Genomic DNA, 25,104 nt, shown 5'->3' with positions numbered 1-25,104 from the left:
AACACAGAATCGGCGTCTGCTTTTACCGTTTCGGCGATTCGTAGCGAGATCTTTACGTTGACGCAATTATTCGTCGCGCAGCTTGCGTCTGTCCGCTTCGATCTGCACAAGCTCCCGCTGCAGCGCGGTATATGCGTCGCGCTGCTCGGGGTCTGCGCGCTGCAGCCGCCCGAGCAAATCCGCCTTGCGCCGCAGCAGGTCGCGCTCGATGAGGGAACTTGTCACCCCGCGCACGTAGGCGGTCAGTTCCTTTTCGGAGCGTTCCGGGATGGGCGCGACACCCAGTTCCGTCACGAGCGTCGAGAACGGCGCGGGCACCTCCTGGGCCACCCGGGCCAGCCAATCCGGGGTGTCCATCGCGTCGAGGGTTGTCGCGATGCCGTCGCGGACCACGGCGAGGCTCTGGTTCGCGAAGGCCGTCTGGGTCGCCCTGCGTGTCAGGTCGACCCCCACGATCGCCGGGTACTGGAGCATCGCCATGAGGGCATCCCGTTCGAGCCGCGTTGCGTGGTCGGTCGGCAGCGTGACGAGGGACGGGCCGTCGATCGCCGCCGGTCGTGCGGGCGACCCAGAGCGCGCATCCGCCCCTCCCCGCGGTGCGCTCGACTGCGCCGTGGGGGCGCCGGCGCTCGCTTGCGCCCCTGTCGGCGTGCTGCTCGAACGAGCATTGGATACGGCCCTGGTGACCTCGGAAAGCTCAAGTCCCAGCATCCGTGCCAGCTCCCGGGTGTATCCGGGCCTCAGGGACGGGTCGCGGATGTCGGAGACGACGGGCGCTGCGGCCCGCAACGCGGCGACCCGGCCTTCGACGGTGTCCAGGTTGTATTGAGAAAGCACCTGTTTGATCATGAACTCGAACATCGGCTTTTTGGTATCGATCATGCGCCGGACCGCGTCGTCGCCTTTCGCGAGACGCAGGTCGCAGGGGTCGAGGCCGTCGGGTCCGACGGCGACGTAGGTCTGTGCCGCGAAACGCTGTTCTTCGCTGAAGGCGCGCATCGCCGCTTTCTGGCCCGCGGCATCCGGATCGAAGGTGAAGACGACTTCGCCGAGACCGGTGTCGTCTCCGAGTACGCGGCGCAACACCTTGATGTGGTCGACGCCGAACGAGGTGCCGCAGGTCGCAACGGCGGTGGTGATGCCGGCGAGGTGGCACGCCATGACGTCGGTGTAGCCTTCGACGACGACAACCTGGCGGCTGCGGGAGATCTCGCGTTTGGCGAGGTCAAGCCCGTACAGGACCTGGGCCTTGTGGTAGACGGGGGTTTCCGGCGTGTTCAGGTATTTCGGGCCGTTGTCGTCGTCGAGGAGCTTGCGCGCGCCGAAACCGATGGTCTGGCCTGTGACGTCGCGGATGGGCCACACGAGCCGCCCCCGGAAGCGGTCGTAGACACCCCTGTCGCCGGCGGAGACGAGGCCCGCGGCGGCCAGTTCGTCCTGGCTGAAACCGCGAACGCGCAGGTGTTTGGTGAGCTCGTCCCAGCTTTTGGGTGCGAAGCCGATGCCGAAATGTGCGGCGGCGTTGGCGTCGAAGCCGCGCTCGCCGAGGAACCGGCGCCCGACATCGGCCTCGGGGGCAGCGAGTTTCTGCGTGAAGAATTCTTCGGCGGCCGTGTTCGCTGCGAGGATGCGCGCACGGTTTCCGGCTTCGGGTGCGGCTCCGCCGTCTTCGTAGTGCAGCGTGAGCCCGACGCGGCCGGCGAGACGTTCGACCGCCTCGCTGAAGCTGACGTGGTCCATCTTCTGGAGGAAGGAGTACACGTCGCCGCTTTCGCCGCAGCCGAAGCAGTGGTACATGCCGACTTGCGGGCGCACATGGAAGCTGGGGCTGCGTTCGTCGTGGAACGGGCAGAGGCCTTTGAGCGACCCGACACCGGCAGGACGGAGGCTGACGTAGTCGCCGACGATGTCAGCGATGTTGGTGCGGGCTTTGACCTCTTCGATGTCACTCTGTCGAATTCGGCCGGCCATAGTCTGATTCTACTGAGCGGACCGACATCGTCGGCCTCGCGGATGGTGTGATCAGGGCCCCTGCTTCCGCCGCGGGCGGGTGTTCTCTGCGATCGCGATGATGGCGACGAAGACTTCGATCGCGACGCGGAGCAGCAGGATGGCGAGCGCGCTGCCGACGACCGTGATGATCAGGCCGAAGAGAAAGACGAACGCCCCGAGGAACGTGTGCGTCGCGATCGCCTGGCCGAGCCAGTAGATCAGCGCGAGGATCGTGCTCAGGCCGATCAGGACCAGCCCGACGATGTACACCGGTCCGGCAAGTTTGCGTGTCACGTAGCGGGTGAACGTCAGGTCGAAGAGCGCCGAGAAGAACCCGTCGTTGTCGAGCCGTTCCGCGAACACCTCAGTGATCGAGCGCGGGGGCGGAGCGGCCTGGTGCGCGGCCGGCGGCTCCTGCTGGCTCTGCGTTCCGTCGCGCGGGGGGTATTGCGGTTCTGTCGGCGGCTGTTCCGTCGGCTGGGCGGGCTGCGGTTCCGTTGGCAGGGTCGACACCGGCTGCTCTTCCACCGGGTGCGGCTCAGGTGGCTGAGGCTGCGCTGGGGCCGATTCCGGGACCGCTGCGACAGGCACCGCACTCGCGGCAGCGACGACTTCGGGGTTCTCCGCCGCGGCAGCAACCGGTAGCACTTCGGTCGCGTCGAGGTTTGGAAGGACTTGCGTCGGCGCCGTTTCGGATACCACGACGGGGCTGGTGCTCGCGGCGGGCTTTCGGGTGCGGCTGGTAGTCGCGGAAGGTTTACGCGGCGCTGCTTTGCGGGGGGCGGCTTTCGCCGCGGAAGGCTCCGGAGTTGTGGTCGGCGTCGGCGCGCTGCCTTCTGTGGCGTCCGAGCCCGTGTCGGGCACGTCGCCGTTCGTCGGCGGTTGTGGCGCGCTCATCGTTTCCTCCCGTTGGCCGTGTTTCTCAGCATCCAGCACAGCGAGCCGAGGCACAAGGCCCCGCGACGCGGCGCCGCTCGCTAATGCTGTACCAGCCGTTCGTACCACGCAAGAGCCGACTGGTCGGTCAGGCTCGCGACCTGATCGACGACGACACGTTTGCGGGCGCCGTCGTCGGCGGCGGCGTGCCAGTCCTCGGCGAACCCGGGGTCCAGTTCGTGTGGACCGCTGGCGAGCAGCACGTCGGCGAGCGTCACGAGCACCATGCGCTGTTGCACGTAGATGGGCTGGCGCGTGTTGCGTGACATGACGAACGTCGCCACGATGCCTTTCAGCACCGCGATCTCGGCCTGGATCTCGGCAGGAACGACGACGTCGGCGCCGTACCGGATGAGGCTTTCGCTCGAGGCGGCCTCACGGGTGGCGCGGGTCGCTGCACCGGCGAACCGCCCGATCAGCTGGCTGGTCAGGTTCTTCAGTCGTGCCTGTGCGCGCCGGCTCGAGTCCCATTCCTCAAGCCACACGTCGAGTGTGTCGAGGCGATCGAAAGCAGCGATCAGCTCGTCGTGGCTGAACTCCCCACCGATCCACTCGTACATCGAGGCGACCAGTCCCTCGTGATCGACCCTGCGCCCGAGCGCCTGAACGTCGATGTACCCGCTGACGACCGCGTCTTCGAAGTCGTGCACGGAGTACGCGATGTCGTCGGAGAGGTCCATGACCTGGGCCTCGATGCAGCGGACCCGGTCGGGCGCGCCAGCGCGCATCCATTCGAATACCGGCTGGTCGTCGGCATAGAACCCGAACTTGGCGCGGCCGCTCGGGTCGGAGACCGACGAGGATGCGGGCCACGGGTATTTACAGCTGGCGTCGAGGCTCGCGCGGGTCAGGTTCAACCCGTAGGCGCGACCGTCGTCGCCGAACACTTTCGGCTCGAGCCGCGTGAGGAGGCGCAGCGTCTGCGCGTTGCCCTCGAACCCTCCGATGTCACCGGCCCAGTGATTGAGCGCCCTTTCACCGTTGTGCCCGAACGGCGGATGGCCGATGTCGTGGGCCAGGCAGGCCGTGTCGACGATGTCGGGGTCGAGGCCGAGGCTCGTGGCGAGCTCCCGGCCGACCTGGGCGACCTCGAGCGAATGGGTGAGCCGGTTTCGGGCGAAGTCGAGCCCGGCGGTGGGGCTGAGCACCTGGGTCTTCGCCGCAAGTCGCCGCAGTGCGGACGAATGGAGGAGACGCGCACGATCACGCGCGAAGTCGCTGCGACGACTGGAGTGCTGCTCGGGAAGCCAGCGCTCACGGTCACCCGGCGCGTACGCCGGCGATCCGGGCTCGGCATGGCGAGTCTGGGTCACCGGCTACCCCCCACTGTTGTTGAGTTCGGCTTCGGCAAGTTCGACCTTCTGGTAGCCATCGAGTTCGCGGCTGGCGAGCCACCCATCGGGAAGGGCGGGGTTCTTGGGGGTGCCCGCGCGGCCGCGTGGGCCTTCCGCCCCTTCTCCCGGGTACGGCTGGTTCCAGTCCAGGGTGGCGAGCAGGTCGTCGAGATGCTGCAGGCTCTCGACGGTGGCGAGGCTCGCTCTCAGGTCTCCCCCGACGGGGTAACCCTTGAAGTACCAGGCGACGTGCTTACGGATGTCGCGGCAGCCCCGCTCCTCGCTGTCGAAGAACTCCACGAGCAGTTCGGCGTGCCGACGGAACGTCGCCGCGACCTGGCCGAGCGTCGGATGTGCCTGGACCGCCGCGGCGACCGCGGGGTCGAGTTCGCCGGAGCGGGCGTGGAACGCCGCCGCAAGGTCGCCGAACAACCACGGGCGCCCCAGGCAGCCGCGGCCGACGACGACGCCGTCACACCCGGTCTCGTCGACCATGCGGATCGCATCGGCCGACGACCAGATGTCGCCGTTGCCCAGAACCGGAGTGCCCGTGATCGTCTCTTTGAGCTTCGCGATCGCCGACCAGTCCGCATGGCCCGAGTAGAACTCTGCGGCCGTGCGTGCGTGCAGTGCGATCGACGCCACACCCGCGCCTTCGGCAGCCCTCGCCGCCTCGAGGTAGGTCAGGTGGTCGCTGTCGATGCCTTTGCGCATCTTCACGGTCAGCGGAATCGGCCCGGCAGCCCGAACGGCACCCTCGACGATCTCGCGGAACAGCCCGAGCTTCCACGGAAGCGCGGCGCCGCCGCCCTTGCGGGTCACCTTCGGAACCGGGCAGCCGAAGTTGAGGTCGATGTGGTCGGCACGATCTTCGGCAACCAGCATGGTGACCGCTTCGGAAACCGTTTTGGGATCGACCCCGTAGAGCTGGATCGATCGCGGCGTCTCCGACTCGTGGTGGGTGATCAGCCGCATCGACTCGGGAGTGCGCTCGACCAGGGCGCGCGACGTGATCATCTCGCTGACATAGAGACCGGCGCCGAACTCGCGGCAGAGGCGACGGAAGGCGGTGTTCGTGATCCCGGCCATCGGGGCGAGGACCACGGGCACGTCGAGGGCCAGCGGACCGATGGTCAGCTGGGGTGCGTGGCTTATCGTTGCTGTGGAAGACATCTCATGCAATTGTCCCAGAAAGCGGCTGCGGAAATGACTCAGGACCTACAGGCTGTGGATGGATCGAACGAGCCGGTCGTGAGCGGTCGCGCGAGAGCCGAGGCCGACGCGGCCGAGCGAGGGGTCGCCATCCGGATCACCGAGCGGCCCGCCGCGCGCAGCCTCGAGGAGGCGGCCGCCCTGCTCGGCCTCGAGCCATCGGGAATCGTGAAGACGCTCGTCGTCAAACGCAGCGACGGAACGTTCCTGTTCGCGCTCATTCCCGGCGGCCGCAAGATCTCCTGGCCGAAACTGCGTGCGCTCGTCGGGGTGAACAAACTTCAGCTCCCCGACGCGGCGGTCGCACTCGAGGCGACAGGATATGAGCGGGGCACGATCACGCCTTTCGGCAGCACCAACGCGTGGCCGGTCTACGCGGACAGCACCATCGCGGGACACGAGGTCGCGATGGGTGCAGGAGCTCACGGCTACTCCCTCTTCGTCGACGCCGACGACCTGATCGCCTCATTCGGTGCCACGGTCGCCGACATCTCCGACCCCGAGTAGGCCGGTTGTGCAGAATTCGCCAGTGGATGGCCGGCGCACCCACGAATTTCGCACAATCCAGCGCCTGTGGACGGATTCCGCAGGGTAGAGACGAAACCCGGCAGCATTGGTCGGATGATCGCCCGTCGGCCTCTGCCTGATTGCCGGAGGCGCCGCTTACGGGATGATGCAGGCGTCGCCTTCGCAGGCCGCAGCCGAAAGATCACCCAGCGGAATCAGGGAGAAACCCGCTGTGGCTGAGGGGGTTGCGGGCGCCGCGGGCGCCGTCCCGTCACTCTGGGTCACGCGCTCACCGCGGCCTTCTCCGTCCAGACCTGCTCGAGCACCTGTGCGAACGTCTGCGAATCCTGCGCTCCCGACACTCCATACCGGCCGTCGATCACGAAGAACGGAACCCCCTGGATGCCGTACTCGGTGGCCATCGCCTGGTCGGCGCGAACGTCCGAGAGGAACTCCTCAGTCTCGAGAGCGCGAACGACGTCGTCGCGGTCGAGCCCGATCTCGGCGGCGAGGTCGGCCAGATCCGCAATGCGACCGACGTGGCGTCCCTCCACGAAGTAGGCGCTGAACAGTCGCTCGGACATCTCCAGCTGTTTGCCGTGCGCCTTGGCATAGTGCAGAAGTTCGTGCGCCTTCACCGTGTTCGTGTGCTTGAGTGCATCGAAATCGTAGTCGAGCCCGACGGATGAAGCGATCCCCGTCACACGATCGAGCATGGGCTTCACCTGCCCGGCCGGAATGCCTTTGTGCACGGCCAGGAAGTCGATCTCGTTTCCATCGAAGTCGACCGGCGTCTCCGGCGACAGTTCGAAGCTGTGGTATTCGACGACGACACCGCGGTCGTCGCCCGCACCCGCGAACAGGCCGCTTCCTGCTTCGAACTTGCGCTTTCCGATGTAGCACCAGGGGCAGGCGATGTCGGACCAGATGTCTACTTTGATGGGTTCACTCACAACACTGCCAACCCGGCTGCCGAATTTTTCATTCCCGCACGTTTGCGAACAGCCTTGCGAACAGCGTCAGACGGATGGCGCATCCACCGCTCCCCCGAACCGCCGGTTGCGCCCGGCGTACAGTTCGATCGCCTGCCACAGGTCTGCCCGGGTGAAATCGGGCCACAGCGTGTCGAGGAAGACCATCTCGGCGTACGCGCTCTGCCACAGCATGAAATTGCTTGTGCGCTGTTCACCGGAGCTGCGAACGAACAGGTCGACGTCGGGCAGGTCGGGTGTGTAGAGGTGACGCTGGATGGTGCGTTCGGTGATGGCGGATGGTTTGAGTCGGCCTGCTGAGACATCCTCTGCGATCGTGCGGACGGCATCCGCGACCTCCGTCCGTCCCCCGTAGTTGACGCACATCGTCAGGGTGAGCACGTCGTTGCCGGCGGTGAGCCGTTCGGCGAACTGGAGTTCTTTGATGACGGACGACCAGAGCCGCGGCCTGCGACCGGCCCAGCGCACCCGCACGCCCCACTCGTTGAGCTGGTCACGCCTGCGATGGAGCACATCGCGGTTGAACCCCATGAGGAACCGCACCTCGTCGGGCGAGCGTTTCCAGTTCTCGGTCGAGAAGGCGTACACGCTCAGGTGCCGCACGCCGATCTGGATGGCGCCGGCCACCACATCCAGCAGCGAGGCCTCCCCCGCGCGGTGCCCTTCAATACGGGTGAGCCCGCGCGCATTGGCCCAGCGTCCGTTCCCGTCCATCACGATCGCGACGTGTCCCGGTACGGCAGCCTTGGGGATGGCGGGCGGGTAGACCCCGGTCCAGTCGAGCGGTCGGAACTCGACCGCATCTTTGTGCGTGTAGGGCTTGGGCGTCATCGGCTCCCCTGGGATGCGGTCGGTGGGATCTGGGTTTCGGCGCCCGGCTCCCGCCGTTCGCGCGACACATGCTGCAGGGAGCGGAGGCCGCGCTCCAGGTGCCATTGGGTGTAAGCCGCTACCACCCCGCTCGCCTTCGACCGGGTGCCGTCGCCGGCAGCTTCAGCCTGGTCCCAGTCGCCGGTCAACAGCGCGCCGAGCAGTGCGACGGTCTCCTCGTCGAGCCGTGGCGCACCCTGCGGTGCGCAGTCGTCGCACACCACCCCTCCGAGCTGCACGACGATCGCGGAATGGGGGCCGGGCGCACCGCAGCGGGAGCAGTCGAGAAAGCTGGGAGCCCATCCGGCCATCGACAGCGCCCGGAGGAGGTACGAGTCGAGGGTGAGCGCTGCACCGTGCTCTTTGCGGGCGAGCGACCGGAGTGCGCCGACGAGCAGCAGGTACTGCTGGAGCGAGCCTTCGGCTTCTGTGACCCGGTCGGCCGTCTCGACCATGGCGTTCGCCGCCGTGTAGCTGGCGTAGTCGTCGGCGATGGCCGCCCCGTACGAGCCGATCGACTCCGCCTGGGTGATCACGTCGAGGCTGCGCCCTTCGTAGAGCTGCACATCAGCGACCATGAACGGTTCCAGCCGCGCGCCGAACTTCGATGCGGTGCGACGCACGCCTTTCGCGACCGCGCGCACTTTGCCGTGCTGGCGCGTGAGCATCGTGACGATGCGGTCGGCTTCGCCCAGCTTGTGGGTGCGCAGCACGACGGCTTCATCACGATAAACGGGCACCCTCCAAGTATCCCCCGCCCGCCTGACAGAGCCGGGCTGCCGCGCATGCTACAAGTGGGGTATGAGCGCATCGGTCTTCGAGATCCCCCTCTGGGCGGACCTGGTGGCTGTCGGCGTCGGCTCGCTGCAGGGCGCGATGTTCGCGTCCGGTTTCCGTGACCGGCGGCTCGATCTTCTGGGCATCGCCATCATCGGCGTTGCGACCGGCGTCGGCGGCGGTCTGCTGCGCGACATCCTGCTGGTGACCCCGCCGGTGGCGCTTGCGACGAACTGGTACCTGCCGATGACGGTGGTCGCAGCCCTGCTGGGGATGCTGCTCGCCCGTGTCTTCCGGCGCGTCGATCCGCTGATCACGTTCCTCGACGCCCTGACGATCGGCCTGTTCGGCGCGATCGGGGCCACGAAGGCCTTGTCCCTCGGGCTGCCGGAGGTGCCGGCGGTCTTCGTTGGGGTGGTGTCGGCAGTCGGTGGCTCGATCCTGCGCGATGTGCTGCTGACGCTCCCGATCGCACTCATGCACGTCGGTTCGCTCTATGCGGTGGCGGCCGGTGCCGGCACGGCGACCCTGGTCATTCTGGTGGACCTGCACGTGCCCATCAGCGTCGCCGCGATCGTCTGCGTGATCGTGACCACGGTCATCCGCCTGCTCGCTGTGCGCTTCGGGTGGAGTCTCCCCGAGCAGCGCACGCTCAGCCGCATCCCCCGCCCGCGCTGGCCACGCCGTTCGACCCACTACCGCATCTCGAACCCCGACCAGTAGACGGCGGGAACAGGGTTCCTCCCACTTCGCGCGTCGCGAAAGGGGAAGAACCCTGTCCCCGGCGAATCCGCGTCAGGCGTGGACTGGCTCGGCCGGCACGAAATCGGGCGCCTCGAAGCGCACGGCGCGGTTCACCGCGGAGACGACAGCCTTGAGGGATGCCGTCGACGTGTCCGCGTCGATGCCCACGCCCCACAGGCGGCGGCCGTCGACCTCGAGCTCGACGTAGGCGGCCGCATAGGCCGACTCGCTGGCCGAGAGCGTGTGCTGGGAGTAGTCGTAGAGGTGCACGTCGACCCCGCGGTGGTTCAGGATGTCGAGGAACGCCGCGATCGGTCCGTTGCCGTGGCCGACATTCTTGGCGACCGTGTCGCCGTCGCGCAGGGTGACGGTCAGCTCGACGTCGCCGCTCAGGTCGCTCGACGTGTTCACGCTCGCCAGTTCGAACCGGCCCCACTTGTTCTCGGCGTCTTCGAGCGGCGCCGGCAGGTACTCGTCTTTGAAGATCTCCCAGATCTGCTCGCTGGTGACTTCTCCACCCTCAGCATCGGTCTTCGCCTGCACGACACCGGAGAACTCGATCTGCAGCTTGCGCGGCAGGTCGAGCGCGTGGTCGGTCTTCAGCAGGTAGGCGACGCCGCCCTTTCCCGACTGCGAGTTGACGCGGATGACCGCTTCGTAGCTGCGGCCCAGGTCTTTCGGGTCGACCGGCAGGTAGGGAACGGCCCAGAGCAGTTCATCGACGCTCTTGCCTTGCGCCTCGGCGTCGGCCGCCATCGCCTCGAAGCCCTTCTTGATCGCGTCCTGGTGCGATCCACTGAACGCAGTGAAGACCAGGTCGCCGGCCCAGGGGCTGCGCTCGTGCACGGGCAGCTGGTTGCAGTGCTCTGCGGTGCGCTTCACGGCGTCGATGTCGCTGAAGTCGATCTGCGGGTCGATGCCCTGCGTGAACAGGTTGATGCCCAGCGCGACCAGGTCGACGTTGCCCGTGCGCTCGCCGTTGCCGAACAGGCAGCCTTCGATACGGTCGGCGCCGGCCATGTAGCCGAGTTCGGCCGATGCGATCGCCGTGCCACGGTCGTTGTGCGGATGCAGTGACAGGATGACGTTCTCACGGTGCGCGAGATGCCGCGACATCCATTCGATCGAGTCCGCATACACGTTGGGCGAAGCCATCTCCACCGTCGAGGGCAGGTTGATGATGACCTTGCGCTCCGGGGTCGGTTCGAAGATGTCGAGCACCTGGTTGCAGATGTCGACGGCGAACTCGAGTTCGGTGCCGGTGTAGCTCTCGGGCGAGTACTCGTAGTAGATGGTCGTGCCGGGCACCATCGACTCCGCCTCGCGGCACAGCCGGGCACCGTGCAGGGCGATGTCGATGATCCCCTGCTTGTCGGTGCGGAACACCACATCGCGCTGCAGCACGCTCGTCGAGTTGTAGAGGTGCACGATCGCCTGCTTCGCGCCGACCAGGGATTCGTAGGTGCGCTTGATGAGGTGATCGCGTGCCTGCGTCAGCACCTGGATGGTCACGTCATCGGGGATGACGTTCTCTTCGATGAGGCTGCGCACGAAGTCGAAGTCGGTCTGGCTCGCACTCGGGAACCCGACCTCGATCTCCTTGTAGCCCATGCGCACCAGCAGGTCGAACATGATGCGCTTGCGCTCGGGGCTCATCGGGTCGATGAGGGCCTGGTTGCCGTCACGAAGGTCGACAGCGCACCAGCGCGGCGCTTTCGTGATCGTCGCATCCGGCCAGGTGCGGTCGGGCAGTTTCACCCCGAACTGCTGGTGATACGGCACGTACTTGTGGATCGGCATGGCGCTCGGCGCCTGATTGTTCTTCATGGTCTCTGATCTCCTCGCGAATGGAATTGAGCCAACGACAGACTCCGCGACGAGTGAGGCCTCAGGTTAGGACTCGTCGCGGCAGCTAAGGAGGAGCAGACCGTACACAGAAACAAAGGTACCACCTGTGAAGGCACTCGTCATCCGCGCCCACGGACGAGGGTCGCCGCCTGGCGCATCGAGATGCCCGGCAGATAGGCCCGAACGAGCGCGACACCGATCGCCGGAAGGGCGACAGGATCGGGGAACGCCATGATCAGCGGGTGGTACTCGGGCTGGAACTTGCGCTTGAACGCGAGGAGCGAGCGGAAGCCGTAGACAGGCTCGAGCGAGGCGCTCATGAAACCGAGCACGCGATCCATCACCGACTGGTCTCCACCCGCGCCGCGTGCGGTGTGCGCGAGCGGCGCGGCGGACAGGCTCATCGACTCGATTCCGTCATCGCGCATCCGGATGGCCGCCTCGGCGATCAGGAACTCCATCACGCCGTTGATACTCCCGGGCCGGCGCCGCATGAAGTCGAGGGTCCAGCCGACGACGACCCCGTCGCGGTAGCGCGGCAGCCAGCTCGTCACCGCCTCGACGCGTCCGTCCTCGCCGATGGCGAGCATCAGTCGCACGGCCGGGTCGCGGAGCTCGTCGATTCCGCCGAGCGTGAAGCCCATCTCGGGCAGGTCCTTCTCGGCGATCCATTGCTCGGAGATGTCGGAGAGCTGGAGTGCTGTAGCGAGCGGAAGGTCGTCGTAGCTGGTCCACACAGCGCGGATCCCGGCACGCTGCGCCCTGTTGATCGAAGACCGCACGTCTTGCCACTTCTTGCCGGTCATCTGCCATTGCTGCGGCCGCAGCACGGTCTCTTCTGCGACGACCATGGTCTCCCACCCCATCGACTGGAATCGGGCGGTCGCAGCGTGGTCGATGCTGTAGAAGACCGGGACCCAGCCGTTGTCGTCGCAGAACCGCGCGAATCGTCCGAGGGTGTCGTGGCCGGGCGCCGCGCCGAACGGGCCGCCTGTCGTCAAGGCGATGCGCCCGATCACGCGGTAGGCGACGGCGACATCGTCCACAGGGTCGAACCAGTAGGAGTTGCCCGGCCAGGTCGACATGAACGAGATGGCGTCGCCTCCCCCGGCCAGGAGTTGCCGGGCACGGGCGGCATCGCCCCCGCGGTTGCGCGTCGCGTCGTCGCGCATGACGGGTATGGCCGCTCCGACGACGATCAGCCAGAACGCCGTGCCGACGTTGTGGTAGACGATCGTTCCCAGCGGGGACGTCGGAAGGTAGCCGGCCGGTTCGTGCCGCAGGAAGCTGACCGGGATGAACCGTTCGAACACGTCGTTGAGCAGGTCGTCGACCCCGACAGGTCGCGTGAAGCCCGTCTCACGCAGGAGCCACCCGACGAGAACATAGAGCGCGGCGAGGGAGACGCCGGCGATCACGACCGTGAGCACGTACCGCCGCACCCGCGCCGACGATGCGAGGACGGGAAAATGCCGGCGCATCGCGATGAGCACGACGGCGATCACGAGCGGCAGCAGCGCCGAGATGACGAGATCCACGGTGAGCTCGGCGTAGCGCCCCGACAGGCGTGGGCTCGCGACGGCGCCCGGGAGGGGCACCAGGCCGAAGAAGACGGCGGAGAGCACAGACAGGAACACGTTGACGGCGACGGCGAGCCAGACGCCGAATCGCCGGCCGCGCAGCAGTCCGTAGGCCGCGACGACCAGCACCAGCAGCGGCAGCACCGAGACGAGGATCGGTCCGAGACCGTTGATGCGCTCGAGCGTGATGTCCCGCACGCAGGCCTGGGTCACGGCGAACGCCTGGCATCGGTCGACGACCTCGCCCGGTGCGGGCACATCGTTGGTGAAGAGCATGCCGATCGGCGCGAGCGGGCCGAAACGCGAAGAGGCCAGGAGTGCGATCACCGGTCCGAGGGCTGTGATGAGCACCGCGGATGCGAGTAGCACCCGGACTTCATGGTGTGAGCTGCGCGCCCAGGTGCGGGAGACACGACCGTCGTGGAGAAGCGCCCCGAGCCCGATCCCGACGAGCACCGCGAGCAACCGGTACAGGTCATCGGGCTGGCCCGAATAGAGCAGGAACATCACCGAGATGAGCACGGTCAGCACGCGGATGCGCCGACGCCAGAGTGCGCTCGCGAATGCGCTGCCGGCCGCGATGGTTCCGCCGATCGCGGTGAGCGGATCCATCGTGACGAGTTCGATCACGCCGTGCGCCCACAGCTCCCCGCCGCGCATCCCGAGCGCCTGGAGGGCGATGCCGGCCAGGGTTCCGACGATGGTGGTCGCTGCGAACGCCAGCGCTGTCCTGGCCGTACCCATGAGGCGTTCGGCCCAGCCGAGCAGCACCACGGCGAGTACCAGCACGGCGACGAGCTCGAAGAGACTGTCCGTGAAGAAGACGCTGGTCAGCGGGGTCCACCATCGGCCTGCCTCGACCACCGGTTCGAACCCCGTGCCGACCACCGCTCGAACGTGGATGCCGGGCCCCGTCAGAGGTCCCGTCACCAGGGCCAGGGTCAGGATGGCCACAACGACGGAGCTGGTGAACGGCTGGCCGGCAACGAGCCGGGCGATGCGGTTCAGCGCGCCCGCGAACCGGCCGGCGCCCTCGCCGCCCGTGCCGGTGGTCCCTGTGCCTGCGGCGCCGGCCCCGGTCGTTCCGGGCGTTGTCCCGCTCATGGCGCGAGCCCCATGTGTGGAAGGATCATCGGTATACCGGCCTTGAGTGCGTAGCGAACGGTGTTCCAGTCATGCGCGGTGCGGGGCGAGACGAGGGTCTCGGTGGTGACGCCAGCCCGCTGCGATGCGTGTTCGAGTTGCTGGGCGAACGCGGTGTACCGCGCGTCGTACTGGCCGTAGGCGAACACGATCAGACTGTTCCGGTAGGGGGCGTGAGCGGCGAACAGCGCCGTCGGGCGGGCCGCCGCCGCCTTGGCAGCGGAACCACCGAAGCCTTTCTGGATCGTGTCCGGACCCGCTGTCGGGTAGAGCTCGCTCGAGATCGCGAGCGCCGTGCCGAAGATCTCGGGATGCCCCGCCGCGAACTGGACGGAACAGGTGCCGCCCTGCGAGAATCCGTTGACCGCCCAGGAGTTCGGCGACGTCAGGACACGGAAGTGAACTCTGATCCAGTGGACCACATCGGTCACGATGTAAGTCGCCGAATTGCCGAGCGGCCCGTCGACGCACATCGGGTTGTGCTCGGGGTTGCTGAGCTGGTCGACCTCGACGACGATCGGCGCGATCCCTTTGTGAGCAGCCGCATAGGCGTCCATGATCGTTCCGAGGTGGCCTGCCGTGAACATGTCCGACGGCTGGCCGGGCTGACCGGACATCGTGATCAGTACCGGGAGCGCAGGCGGGTTCGCCGTGAGCGCAGCGGGCGGCAGGTAGATGGTCGCCGGCCGCGCGGGGAAATTCGACATGGTCGGCGGAATCTCGACGGACGAGATCCGTCCGACGCTCGCCATCTTCGCGGGCGGCGTCCACGAGGCCAGGGTGGGAATCGCAGACGTGTGCACCGCGTGGCCCAGCCGCCCGACGGTGACCACCTGGTACGGGTTGACCCCGACCGCATCATTGATGTTGCGGTAGGCGCCGAAGTCGACGTTGATCCCGGCTGCTCCAGTGACGACGATGAGCGGGACGGCGACGATCGCGATGGCCTTGCGCCACCAGGGCGAGTGCCAGAGGTTGACGACGACGAGGGCGAGGCCGGCACAGGCGAGGGCCACCCACATCCGCGTGATCGTGCTCAGGTCCACACCGAAGAAGTCGAGCTGGTCGACCAGGATCCAGCAGAGGACGATCCCGAAAACCGCGCCGGCGGCGATGGCGATGAGTGCGGTGACGATCCAGCGGAGGGTCGGCTTCCGCACCAGGAGAAAGACGATGAACGCCACGGCGACGATGTCGATCGTCGTCAGGAAGGGTCGCTGATCGATCCGTAAGGTCATGATCCAGTGCAGGCCCAACCCTCATCCTTTCGTTGAAGTGCGCACCTATTATGTGTCGTCCAGCTGATGGAAGGCCCCTCCATAAGGCGCGCTCAGGCAACTGGGAGCAAATGAGAACAGTTGCAGAAGAATCTGCGGTCGAAAACGCTGATTTTGTGCGCGAGACCTTCGATTTCAGCCGCTTATCGAACCTGAACGGGGCCAGGCGCACCCCCTGCGCCCGGCCCCGTCAGGAGTCTGAGAAAGTCTTCAGTCGACCGCGAGTGCGACGACCGGCGACACCCCGGTCGCGCGTCGCGTCGGAGCGGCCGACGCGACGATTGCTAGCCCTGCGGCCGCGACGGCGGCGATGACCAGGAGGCTCCACGGCACGACCGGGGCTACGAATCCGGCGCCGGGAAGAGACCCGAGCAACGCCTGGGCGCCCGCCCAGCCGTACACCGTTCCCAGCACGAGCCCGGAGAGCACGGCTGCGATCGTCAGCTGCGCGCTCTCAGAGAGGATCAGCGTGCGCACCTGGCCCGCGCTGAACCCGAGCGCGCGCAGCAGGCCGAGCTCGCGGGTGCGCTGGAGAACGCTGAGCGACAGGTTGTTGACGACGCCGATCGCAGCGATCACCGCGGAGAAGCCGATAAGTACGGAGAAGACGACCATCGTCACCGAGATGACGCTGTCGACGCCCTGAAACAGCTCCGGATTGTTCTGCTGGGCCAGCGCGATCATGTGCTGGTATGACGACGCCGCCACGACGAACATCGTGATGAGGGTCACGCCGATCACCAGACCGATCGTCGTGCGCGTGCTCCGCTCCGGGTTGCGCACAGCGTTCGCTGCAGCGAGTCGCGCCGGGGCGGAGCGGCCGAAAAGAAGGCCGACACCACGCAGGACCGAAGGCATGAAGAGGTGGGCGGCGAGCACGATGCCGGTGAACGAGAGCACGCCGCCCACGAGCCCGACCAGTACGCCGACCGGGGTGACGAGGCCGAGAGCGACGCCGCCTGCGAGCAGCACGACGCCGATGCCGATCAGGGCGAAAGCCACCCCATTGCGAACAGGTCGCCGGCGAATCTCGTCACCGGTCGGCTCCTGCGCAGCGCCGATCGCCTGGATCGGGGTGACGGAGAGCACCCGACGGCTTCCGACCCACGACGCCAGCCACGTCGTCAGCACGACGACGACCACCGGCAGAAGGTACGCGGGTTCGCGGAGCGGATATGCGATGTCGGGAAGCGTGCCGAGCGTGACGAAGATGCGCACGGCGACGATCGTCAGGGTGACACCGATGATCGCACCCCCGACGGCACCGACCACCCCCACGACGAACCCTTCGCCCGCCACCGCCTTGCGCTGGTCGCGCGAGCTCGAACCGATGAGCCGCAGAAGCGCGATGGTGCGCGTGCGGCCTGCGACGATTGTCGCGAAAGTGTTGGTCGTCACGATCGCCCCGACATAGACAGCGATCACGATGAACACGCCGGCGACGATCGACAGCGCAAGCTGCACGGAACCATGCCCGCCGACCCGGCTCTGCGAAACGTACGTCGCGAGCACGCCGGTCGCCGCGAGCAGCGCCACCCCGAACGCGGAGCTCAGCCCGGAGACCAGGATGCTCGCCCTGTGCTCGCGCGCGTTCGAACGCACGGCCGCGATGGCGCCGGTCATGCCCGCTGCTCCATACCGAGCATGTAGCTCGAGATCTCTTCGGGCGTCGACCGCGGGCGTTCGTGCGCGACCCTCCCGTCGGCGAGGAAGATGATCCGGTCTGCATAGCTCGCGGCGATGGGATCGTGGGTGACCATCGCAATGCTCTGCCCGTAGCTGACGCTGGCGGCAGCGAGCAGGGCGAGCACCTCCCGACCGGTGCGGGAGTCGAGGTTTCCGGTCGGCTCGTCGGCGAAGATCAGGTCGGGGCGGGTGCCGAGGGCACGCGCGATGGCGACGCGCTGCTGCTGGCCGCCTGAGAGTTCGTGCGGCCGGTGGCTGAGCCGGTTGCCGAGGCCGAGTGATTCGATCAGATGGTCGATCCATCCCCGTTCTTCAGCGGTCGGCTTTCGGCCGTCGAGCTCGAACGGAAGCAGGATGTTGCCGGACACGTCGAGAGTCGGCACGAGGTTGAACGACTGGAACACGAATCCGACGCGACGCCGGCGCAGTACGGTGAGTTGCGCATCCCCCAGAGCCGTGATCTCGGTCTCACCGAGCCAGACCCGACCGGCGCTTACCGTGTCGAGCCCGGCCATCACGTGCATCAGTGTCGACTTGCCGGACCCGCTCGGACCCATGATCGCGGTGAACTGTCCGGCCCTGATTCCGATCGAGACGTCGTCGAGGGCATGCACGCTTCCCGCGCCTGCTCCGTACGATTTGGTGGCGTTCGCGACGCGCGCGACCAGTCCGGTTTCCGAGTTGTCGATGTCCATGATCCGACGCTACGCATGCGCATAGACCGCCCGAATCGGGCGCAGGGCCGACACCGGCTACATCGTCAGGATGATTCCCAGGAGGTCAGGTCGTTCTCGAACGCGAAGACGACGAGCTGCACGCGGTCGCGGAGGCCGAGCTTTCCGAGGATGCGGCTGATGTGGGTCTTCACGGTCGCCTCGCTCAGGTACTCGGATGATGCGATCTCGGAATTGCTCAGGCCCCGGGCGGCGAGGAGGAAGATCTCGCGTTCCCGGGCGGTCAAAGACCCGTAAGCCTCCGGCCTGCGTTTCTCCGGCCGGGAAGTCGAGAAGAACTGGAAGAGCTCGCGTGTCGCGCCCGCAGCGATCACAGCGCTGCCGGCGTGCACCGTACGGATGGCCGCGAGCAGGAACTCCGGCTCCGCATCTTTCAGTACGAAACCGCTCGCGCCGCCGCGGATGGCGCGGGCTGCGGCTTCGTCGAGGTCGAACGTGGTGAGCACGATGATCCGGGGCGGCGGGAAAACCTCCTGTTCGGCAGCTTCGATGATCGCGGTCGTGGAGGCGATGCCATCCATCACGGGCATCCTGATGTCCATGAGCACGACGTCAGGGCGCGCCTCCCGCACCAGAGAGACACCCTCTCGCCCGTTCGCAGCCTCACCCGCGAACGCCAGGTCGGGCTGCGACGACACCAGCATGCGGATGCCCGCCCGGAAGAGCGCCTGGTCGTCGACGAGCGCCACGCGGATGCGCTCCCCGCTCATGCGCCCCCTCCCTGTCGCACGGCCGCAGGCACGGGCAGGAAAGCCGTGACCACGAATCGGTCGCCGCGCGGCTCGGCGCTCAGCCATCCGCCGGAGAGCACCGCGCGCTCCCGCATGCCCGGCAGACCGTGGCCGATGCGTTGTGCCTGACCGTCGGCGGGCATGTCTTCGCTGAGCGCATTCGTCACGGTGATGGTCACTCCATTCGGTTCGCCGACGAGGTCGACGGTAGCGGTCCTCGTGGTGTCGCCGTGCCGCAGGGCATTCGTGAGCGCCTCCTGGACGATCCGATAGACGGCGATCTGGTGAGCCGAACCCAGCGGCACATCGTCGCCCGTCCGGTGCAGCTCGATGGGCAGGCCTGCGGCGCGAAGCTGGTCGACGAGGCGGTCCAGGTCGGCAAGAGTCGGCTGCGGGCCCTCCCCCTCCGCGTGGCGCAGCTCGCCGAGGAGCAGCCGCACGTCGCCGAGAGCCTCCCGCGCCGTGGCCGCGATGGTCGTCAGGGCGTCGTCGACAGCATCGGGGTCTGTCGCGCGGGCGTATCGCGCACCATCTGCCTGCGCTATGACGACAGCGAGCGAGTGGGCTACCACGTCGTGCATGTCGCGCGCGATCCTGGTGCGCTCCTGCTCGACGACCACATCCTCCTGCGCCCGCAGTCGCTCGACCTCGGCTTCGGCCTGGGCCCGCCTGCTCGCGAGGGCGGAGCGCCAGGTGCGCATCAGGAGGCCGAGCACCCAGGACAGCCCGAGCACCGTCGCCGAGACGACGAACAGGAAGGCGAACTGGAGTGCGAGAGCTGCGATCCGGCCGGAGACCAGATTGAAATAGCCGGTCTGGAGGGCCGCGCTCACCGAGAGGTAGAGCGCAGCGACCACCGCGCCCACTCCGGCGGAGACGAGGCCCGCCCAGCGTACGACGCGGTCACCGTAGGCGGCGGTCGCGTAGAGGACGATGAGCACGCCGACGTCGCTGAACTCGACACCGAGACCTGACGTCATCTGCACGATCGCCGCAAACCAGGCCACGGCCAGCGCGATCGCCGGCGACATGCGGCGCAGCGCGACCGCGATGGTGAAACCGACGGTGACGAGGATCCAGGCTCGGGCGCTCCCCCCGGTGACTGCGCACCCGAGCGCGAAGACGACCGCGATCGCCACGTCGGTGACCAGTTGCCGTGTGGTGAGGCGGCGCACCAGCATCCCGGACTCCTGGCCCGGCTCGTCAACGGGCGCACCGCCGGACTGAGCCAGCCAGACCAGTACCGATGCACCGGCCGTCTGCTCGCTCGCCCGCTGCCGTGCCACTAAGTAGCCGACGAGCCACCCGATGCAGAGGCCGGCGGCGAGCACGAGCCACGTGAGGAGGAGTGCGACACCGTCGCTCGCGTAGAAGCCGCCGATCGACGGGCCGAAATGCGGAAAAGCGACCCGATCCTGCCTGCCGAGCGCGACAGCTCCGGCGAACCCGAGAAGCGGCGCACTGGCGAGGGCAAGCCACAGCACGACGGGCTTGCCGTGTGCTGCAACGCCGAAGAGCGTGAGCAACACCGCCGCGTACGCCATCCAGCCAAACGGCGCGGCGAGGTTGGACGGCCCGACGAGCGAGATGACCGCAGCGCACCAGCTCAGCCCGAGTGCGACGCCGGGCGCGATGCGCGAAAGCGCGACAGCACCGCAGAAGAAGGAGACCGCGGCGGCAGTCTGGACCTCGGCCACCGACCCGAAGAGCAGCCAGCATGCGAGCAGGACGACGGCGACCGCCGGCTCGAGCACCCAGCGGAGCGTGACGAATCGGTGAAGCACGACTCCACCGTACGGCGCGGCGACCGCGCTGGCGCCGCGCTTGCCCCCGATTGGCCCCGTCATGGCGCCGATTTCATCCTCGAGATGTACGAACTGTCAGAAGCCGAGGCGACCGAGCTGCTTCGGGTCGCGCTGCCAGTCCTTCGCGACCTTGACACGGATCGACAGGAAGACGTGCCGCCCGAGGAGCTTCTCGATCGCCGGGCGCGCCTGCGCGCCGATGTCACGGATGCGGCTGCCGCCCTTGCCGATGATGATCGCCTTCTGGCTGTCGCGCTCGACGAACAGGTTCGCGTACACGTCGACGAGGTCTTTGTCTTCGCGTTCGACGATGTCGTCGATGGTCACGGCGAGCGAATGCGGCAGCTCGTCGTCGACGCCTTCGAGAACAGCCTCGCGGATGTATTCGGCGATGCGGTCCTCGACGCCTTCGTCGGTGATCGCGTCGTCCGGGTAGAGCGGCGCTGACACCGGAAGCAGCCGGATGAGTTCGTCGGCGAGCGTGTCGAGCTGGGTGCGGTTGGTGGCCGAGATCGGAACGATCGCCTCCCACTCGCGCAATGCCGAGATCGCGAGGAGCTGTTCGGCGGTCGTCGTACGGCTCGTCGTGTCGATCTTCGTGACGATGGCGACCTTCCTGGCCCGCGGATACTCGTCGAGATGTTCGTTGATGAACCGGTCGCCCGGCCCGATCTTCTCGTTCGCCGGCACGCACATGCCGATCACGTCGACGTCGCCCAGGGTCGACTGCACGAGCGAGTTGAGGCGCTCGCCCAGCAGCGTACGAGGGCGGTGGATGCCCGGGGTGTCGACCAGGATCAGCTGGCCGTTCTTCTGGTGGACGATTCCGCGGATCGCACGACGGGTCGTCTGCGGCTTAGAGCTGGTGATCGCGACCTTCTCACCGACGAGCGCGTTGGTGAGCGTTGACTTGCCGACATTGGGGCGCCCGACGAAGGAGACGAATCCCGCATGGTAATCGTTCATGTTTCGTTCTCCTTCATGAGCGCATCCTGCGCGTTGATCAGTGCAGCGTCACGTTCGACGAGCACGGTGCTGAGTCGCTTGCGGCGGCCCTCTGTGCGATCGGCCGTGAAGCGGAGGCCGCTCGTCGTGACCACGGAGCCCGGCCCGGGGAGCCGGCCGAGGGCCTTCGCGAACAGGCCACCGACAGTGTCGACGTCTTCATCGTCGAGCTCGAGACCGAACAGTTCGCCGAGTTCGTCGACCGGGAGCCGGGCGCTCACCCTGTAGCGTCCCTCACCGACCTCCTCGACGAGCTCCACCTCACGGTCGTACTCGTCGGAGATGTCGCCGACGAGTTCCTCGATGAGGTCCTCCAGCGTGACGAGACCTGCGATGCCGCCGTATTCGTCGACCACCATCGCGAGGTGATTCGATTCGAGCTGCATCTGGCGCAGCAGCTGGTCGGCCTTCTTCGATTCGGGCACGAACAGCGCCGGGCGTGCGAGCTCGCCCATGGTGACCTCGTCCACACCCAAAGGGCTCTCGAAGCTGAGTTTCGCGACATCGCGCAGGTAGAGAACACCGACGACCTCATCCGGGTCGCCGTCGATCACCGGCACCCGGGAGACACCCTTGCTGAGGAAGAGCCCCATCGCGTTGCCGAGACCCGCCGAGGTGTCGATAGTGACCATGTCGGTGCGCGGGATCATCACCTCACGCACCACCGTCTCGTTGAACTCGAAGATCGAATGGATGAGCTCCCGGTCGTCCTCCTCGAGCACATCCAGCTCGGTCGCCTCGTCCACGATGCTGAGCAGTTGTTCCTCCGAAGCGACGGTCGCGGACCGCGCCAGGCCCGGTGTCACCCGGTTGCCGAGTGCGACGAGGCCGTTCGCGATCGGGCCGAGCAGCACGCGGATGAAATGCACCAGCGGTGCCGTCAGCCTCAGCAACATCTTCGAGTTCGCGCGCCCCACGCTGCGGGGGCTCGCCCCCACCAGTACGAAGGAAACGCCCGTCATGATGAGGGCGGCGAGCAGCAGGGTCAGCCACCACTGCTCGAAGATCATCGCGAAGGCGAGCGTCACCAGCACCGCCGCCGTCGTCTCGGCGATGATGCGCATGAAGTTGATGGCGTTGAAATGGGCGCCGGGGTCCGCTGCGATCGCGAGCAGGGAACGACGGGACCGGGAGCCCTCCGCCAGGTCGACGATGTCCGCCCGCGACTGCACCGAGATCGCCGCGTCGACCGCAGCCATGAGACCGCCGAACGCCACGAGCAGGAAGGCGACGATGAAGAAGACAGCGACGAGCATCCGCCCCCCTATCGTCGTCGTTCGTGCATGGAGAAGCCGACGAGGATGTCGCGCTGGATGCCGAACATCTCCTTCTCTTCCTCCGGTTCCGCGTGATCGAATCCGAGCAGGTGCAGGATGCCGTGCGTCGTGAGCAGCAGCAGCTCTTCCATCATGCTGTGGCCTGCGGTCTCCGCCTGGGCCTGGGCGACCTGCGGGCAGAGCACGATGTCGCCGAGCAGGCCGGCCGGGGTCGGCTGGTCTTCGGTGCCGGGGCGCAGTTCATCCATCGGGAAGCTGAGCACATCAGTTGGTCCCGGCTCGTCCATCCACTGCACGTGAAGCTGCTCCATGGCTGCCTCGTCGACGAGCACGATCGCGAGTTCCGCATCGGGATGCACGTGCATCGCCTCGAGCGCGTATGCGGAAAGGCGCTGCAGCGCGGCTTCATCGACCGTGATCGCGGATTCGTTGTTGACTTCGATGCTCACGGAAGGCCCTTATCGTCTCTTGGGAAGGCGGTCACGGGGAATGCCGGAACGGCGCTCCGCACGGTTGGCGAACTCGGCCGCCTGCTCGCGTTCGTAGTGCAACGCCTGCTTCTGCTCGTCGTAGACGGTGTAGGCGTCGACGATGCGGCCCACCAGGGTGTGCCGCACGACATCGTCGCTGGTGAGTCGGGAGAAGTGGATGTCGTCGATGTCTTTCAGTACGCGGGTCACGAGCCGCAGGCCGCTGGCCCCGGCTGGAAGGTCGACCTGGGTGATGTCGCCGGTCACGACCATGCGCGAACCGAACCCCAGGCGCGTGAGGAACATCTTCATCTGCTCAGGCGTCGTGTTCTGCGCCTCGTCGAGGATGATGAACGAGTCGTTCAGCGTGCGGCCACGCATGTACGCCAGCGGAGCGACCTCGATCGTGCCCGCCGCCAGGAGTTTCGGAACCAGCTCCGGGTCCATCATCTCGTTGAGCGCGTCGTAGAGGGGGCGCAGGTACGGGTCGATCTTGTCGGTGAGGGTTCCCGGCAGGTAGCCCAGGCGTTCGCCGGCCTCGACGGCCGGACGGGTCAGGATGATGCGGGTGACCTCTTTGCGCTGGAGTGCCTGCACCGCCTTCGCCATCGCGAGATACGTCTTGCCGGTACCGGCCGGGCCGATGCCGAAGACGATCGTGTTCTGGTCTATCGCGTCGACATACTGCTTCTGGCCGAGCGTCTTCGGCCGGATGCTCTTGCCGCGCGCCGTGAGGATGGCCTGGCTCAGCACATCCGCCGGGCTCAGATTGAGGTCGGTGCTCAGCATCTTGGCAGAGCTCGTGACCTCGGCCGGGCTGATCTCCTGGCCGTTCTTCACCATGACAAGCAGTTCCTCCATGAGTCGGCGGGCGGCGTCGACCTGCGACGGGTCGCCCGACAGTGTGATCTCGTTGCCCCGCACATGCACGCTGACCATCGGGTACTGCCGTTCGATCGTCGTCAGCAAGCGGTCCTGCGGACCGAGAAGGCGCACCATGGCGACACCGTCGATGTGCAGGCGCGCTTCGGCCTGGCCTTCGGGGGACGGGACGTCGCTACTGGGCAAGGGTTCCTTCCTCGAGCTGTCCGCCGAGCACATGTGCGTGCACGTGGAAGATCGTCTGTCCGGCACTCGCGCCGGTGTTGAACACCAGCCGGAATTCCCCGTTGGTGTGCTCTTCTGCGAGGGTGTTCGCGGTGGCGACGAGCTCGGCGAGGAGCCCGGGGTCGCCTGCGGCGAGTTCGACGACGTCTCGGTACAGCTCGGTCTTGGGCACGACGAGCAGGTGCACCGGCGCCTTGGGCGCGATGTCACGGAACGCGATGATGCGCTCGTTGTCGAACACCACGTCGGCCGGGATCTCGCCCGCGATGATGCGCGTGAAGATCGAATTCTCGTCCGTTGCCATAGGTCTATCTTAAGGGCTCTGCGTGTGCGATCGGAGGGTCACCAGCGCCCCAGTGCGGCGTTGAGCACGGCGATCGCCGCCGGCCCCGCGGTCGACGTTCGCAGCACGGTGTCGCCGAGCCGCACCAGCTCGGCCCCGGCGTCGCCGAAGCGCGTGAGCTCGCCGTCGGAGAGACCCCCCTCCGGCCCCACGACGACGACGATGTCCCGTCCGTCGGGACGGATGGCGGTGAGCTGAGTCTCAGCGGTCGGCTCGAGGACGAGCATCCGAACCGCCCCCGCGAGCCCCGGGAGCTGCTTCGACGTCAGGAGCTCGCCCACCTCGGGTACCCACGGCCGGATGGACTGCTTGGCCGCCTCCCGTGCGATCGCGCCCCAGCGTTCCCGACCTTTCGCCACCTTCGGTCCGTCCCAGCGGGAGACCGACCTTTCGGCGGCCCACGGGATCACCACATCGATGCCGAGCTCCGTCGACGCCTGCACCGCCAGTTCGTCGCGATCGCCCTTGGCGAGAGCCTGGGCGAGGGTGAGCAGCGGAGAAGGACGGTGCACGTGCTCGACGGCTTCGACCTCGATCGTCAGTTCGGATGGCGTGGCCGCGACGACCGGCCCGGTCGCCACCAGTCCCCGCCCGTTCCCGATCGCCACCACCTCGCCCGGCCGCGTGCGGTTGACCGTCGCCGCGTGTTTCGCCTCGGGGCCGACGATCGACAGCCGCTGGCCGACGATCGTAGCGACGAGATCCTCACGCAGGTAGAGGGAACTCATGGGCTG

General features: G+C 67.2%; 22 protein-coding genes. 2 read left to right on the top strand and 20 right to left on the bottom strand.

The features are described from left to right. Positions 1 to 66: 66 nt before the first annotated feature. The 4 genes from dnaG to dusB form a co-directional block, all read right to left on the bottom strand. Positions 67 to 1,971, bottom strand: a complete 1,905-nt coding sequence (gene dnaG, locus ACPPVQ_RS10210) for a DNA primase (protein WP_426514996.1) — start codon at positions 1,969 to 1,971, stop codon at positions 67 to 69. A 51-nt stretch (positions 1,972 to 2,022) separates the two neighbouring features. Then, positions 2,023 to 2,889 carry a DUF4282 domain-containing protein gene (locus tag ACPPVQ_RS10205; RefSeq protein ID WP_426514995.1) on the bottom strand — a complete coding sequence of 289 codons (867 nt, stop codon included), beginning with the start codon at positions 2,887 to 2,889 and terminating at the stop codon, positions 2,023 to 2,025. A gap of 80 nt (positions 2,890 to 2,969) precedes the next feature. Beyond that, the gene (locus ACPPVQ_RS10200; RefSeq protein WP_426514994.1) at positions 2,970 to 4,241 is read right to left on the bottom strand and encodes a deoxyguanosinetriphosphate triphosphohydrolase; all 1,272 of its coding nucleotides are present in this window, start codon (positions 4,239 to 4,241) and stop codon (positions 2,970 to 2,972) included. Positions 4,242 to 4,244: 3 nt separating this feature from the next. Then, complete coding sequence (gene dusB / locus ACPPVQ_RS10195) at positions 4,245 to 5,435, bottom strand: tRNA dihydrouridine synthase DusB (protein WP_426514993.1); 1,191 nt, start codon at positions 5,433 to 5,435, stop codon at positions 4,245 to 4,247. Positions 5,436 to 5,468: 33 nt separating this feature from the next. On the opposite strand from dusB, the gene ACPPVQ_RS10190 reads away from it, so the two are divergent. Beyond that, a complete protein-coding gene (locus ACPPVQ_RS10190) occupies positions 5,469 to 5,981 on the top strand; it encodes an aminoacyl-tRNA deacylase (protein WP_426514992.1) in 513 nt (170 codons plus the stop codon). Positions 5,982 to 6,262: 281 nt separating this feature from the next. Here ACPPVQ_RS10190 and ACPPVQ_RS10185 read toward each other — a convergent pair whose 3' ends face one another. The 3 genes from ACPPVQ_RS10185 to recO all read right to left on the bottom strand — a co-directional run bounded on the left by ACPPVQ_RS10185 (position 6,263) and on the right by recO (position 8,583). Continuing rightward, positions 6,263 to 6,934 (bottom strand): DsbA family oxidoreductase, encoded by a 672-nt coding sequence (locus ACPPVQ_RS10185; RefSeq protein ID WP_426514991.1) that lies wholly within the window; start codon positions 6,932 to 6,934, stop codon positions 6,263 to 6,265. A 66-nt stretch (positions 6,935 to 7,000) separates the two neighbouring features. Continuing rightward, positions 7,001 to 7,804: an isoprenyl transferase gene (locus ACPPVQ_RS10180; protein ID WP_426514990.1), complete on the bottom strand. Its 804-nt coding sequence runs from the start codon at positions 7,802 to 7,804 to the stop codon at positions 7,001 to 7,003. Next, positions 7,801 to 8,583, bottom strand: coding sequence for a DNA repair protein RecO (gene recO / locus ACPPVQ_RS10175; protein WP_426514989.1), 783 nt, complete (start codon positions 8,581 to 8,583; stop codon positions 7,801 to 7,803). Before recO ends, ACPPVQ_RS10180 begins: the two co-directional genes overlap by 4 nt. A 61-nt stretch (positions 8,584 to 8,644) precedes the next feature. On the opposite strand from recO, the gene ACPPVQ_RS10170 reads away from it, so the two are divergent. Beyond that, a complete protein-coding gene (locus ACPPVQ_RS10170) occupies positions 8,645 to 9,343 on the top strand; it encodes a trimeric intracellular cation channel family protein (protein ID WP_426514988.1) in 699 nt (232 codons plus the stop codon). A 72-nt stretch (positions 9,344 to 9,415) separates the two neighbouring features. On the opposite strand, the gene leuA is transcribed toward ACPPVQ_RS10170, so the two are convergent. From leuA to ACPPVQ_RS10105, 13 genes are all read right to left on the bottom strand, one after another. Further along, positions 9,416 to 11,191 carry a 2-isopropylmalate synthase gene (leuA, locus tag ACPPVQ_RS10165; RefSeq protein ID WP_426514987.1) on the bottom strand — a complete coding sequence of 592 codons (1,776 nt, stop codon included), beginning with the start codon at positions 11,189 to 11,191 and terminating at the stop codon, positions 9,416 to 9,418. Between the two features lie 140 nt (positions 11,192 to 11,331). Beyond that, the gene (locus ACPPVQ_RS10160) at positions 11,332 to 13,896 is read right to left on the bottom strand and encodes a bifunctional lysylphosphatidylglycerol flippase/synthetase MprF (protein WP_426514986.1); all 2,565 of its coding nucleotides are present in this window, start codon (positions 13,894 to 13,896) and stop codon (positions 11,332 to 11,334) included. Then, positions 13,893 to 15,173: an alpha/beta hydrolase gene (locus tag ACPPVQ_RS10155; RefSeq protein WP_426514985.1), complete on the bottom strand. Its 1,281-nt coding sequence runs from the start codon at positions 15,171 to 15,173 to the stop codon at positions 13,893 to 13,895. The genes ACPPVQ_RS10160 and ACPPVQ_RS10155 overlap by 4 nt, the downstream gene beginning before the upstream one ends. A 249-nt stretch (positions 15,174 to 15,422) precedes the next feature. Next, positions 15,423 to 16,835, bottom strand: coding sequence for an FtsX-like permease family protein (locus ACPPVQ_RS10150; RefSeq protein WP_426514984.1), 1,413 nt, complete (start codon positions 16,833 to 16,835; stop codon positions 15,423 to 15,425). Continuing rightward, complete coding sequence (locus ACPPVQ_RS10145) at positions 16,832 to 17,593, bottom strand: ABC transporter ATP-binding protein (RefSeq protein WP_426514983.1); 762 nt, start codon at positions 17,591 to 17,593, stop codon at positions 16,832 to 16,834. The genes ACPPVQ_RS10150 and ACPPVQ_RS10145 overlap by 4 nt, the downstream gene beginning before the upstream one ends. Positions 17,594 to 17,658: 65 nt before the next feature. Continuing rightward, complete coding sequence (locus tag ACPPVQ_RS10140; protein WP_426514982.1) at positions 17,659 to 18,342, bottom strand: response regulator; 684 nt, start codon at positions 18,340 to 18,342, stop codon at positions 17,659 to 17,661. Beyond that, a complete protein-coding gene (locus tag ACPPVQ_RS10135; protein WP_426514981.1) occupies positions 18,339 to 20,210 on the bottom strand; it encodes a histidine kinase in 1,872 nt (623 codons plus the stop codon). The genes ACPPVQ_RS10140 and ACPPVQ_RS10135 overlap by 4 nt, the downstream gene beginning before the upstream one ends. 33 nt (positions 20,211 to 20,243) lie before the next feature. After that, entirely contained in the window at positions 20,244 to 21,134 is an 891-nt protein-coding gene (gene era, locus ACPPVQ_RS10130) for a GTPase Era (protein ID WP_426514980.1), read from the bottom strand. Further along, complete coding sequence (locus tag ACPPVQ_RS10125) at positions 21,131 to 22,429, bottom strand: hemolysin family protein (protein WP_426521153.1); 1,299 nt, start codon at positions 22,427 to 22,429, stop codon at positions 21,131 to 21,133. The genes era and ACPPVQ_RS10125 overlap by 4 nt, the downstream gene beginning before the upstream one ends. 8 nt (positions 22,430 to 22,437) lie before the next feature. Next, positions 22,438 to 22,899 (bottom strand): rRNA maturation RNase YbeY, encoded by a 462-nt coding sequence (gene ybeY / locus ACPPVQ_RS10120; RefSeq protein WP_426521151.1) that lies wholly within the window; start codon positions 22,897 to 22,899, stop codon positions 22,438 to 22,440. Between the two features lie 9 nt (positions 22,900 to 22,908). After that, entirely contained in the window at positions 22,909 to 23,919 is a 1,011-nt protein-coding gene (locus ACPPVQ_RS10115) for a PhoH family protein (RefSeq protein ID WP_426521219.1), read from the bottom strand. A 58-nt stretch (positions 23,920 to 23,977) separates the two neighbouring features. After that, positions 23,978 to 24,331 carry a histidine triad nucleotide-binding protein gene (locus ACPPVQ_RS10110; RefSeq protein ID WP_426521149.1) on the bottom strand — a complete coding sequence of 118 codons (354 nt, stop codon included), beginning with the start codon at positions 24,329 to 24,331 and terminating at the stop codon, positions 23,978 to 23,980. A 38-nt stretch (positions 24,332 to 24,369) separates the two neighbouring features. Continuing rightward, positions 24,370 to 25,098, bottom strand: a complete 729-nt coding sequence (locus ACPPVQ_RS10105; RefSeq protein WP_426521147.1) for a 16S rRNA (uracil(1498)-N(3))-methyltransferase — start codon at positions 25,096 to 25,098, stop codon at positions 24,370 to 24,372. Positions 25,099 to 25,104: the final 6 nt, after the last annotated feature.

Origin of the sequence: Leifsonia sp. McL0618, assembly GCF_049994905.1 — a bacterium.
Lineage (GTDB): Bacteria > Actinomycetota > Actinomycetes > Actinomycetales > Microbacteriaceae > Diaminobutyricibacter.
The sequence above is the reverse complement of the archived record's forward strand: the minus strand, read 5'-3'. Positions and strand labels throughout refer to the sequence as shown.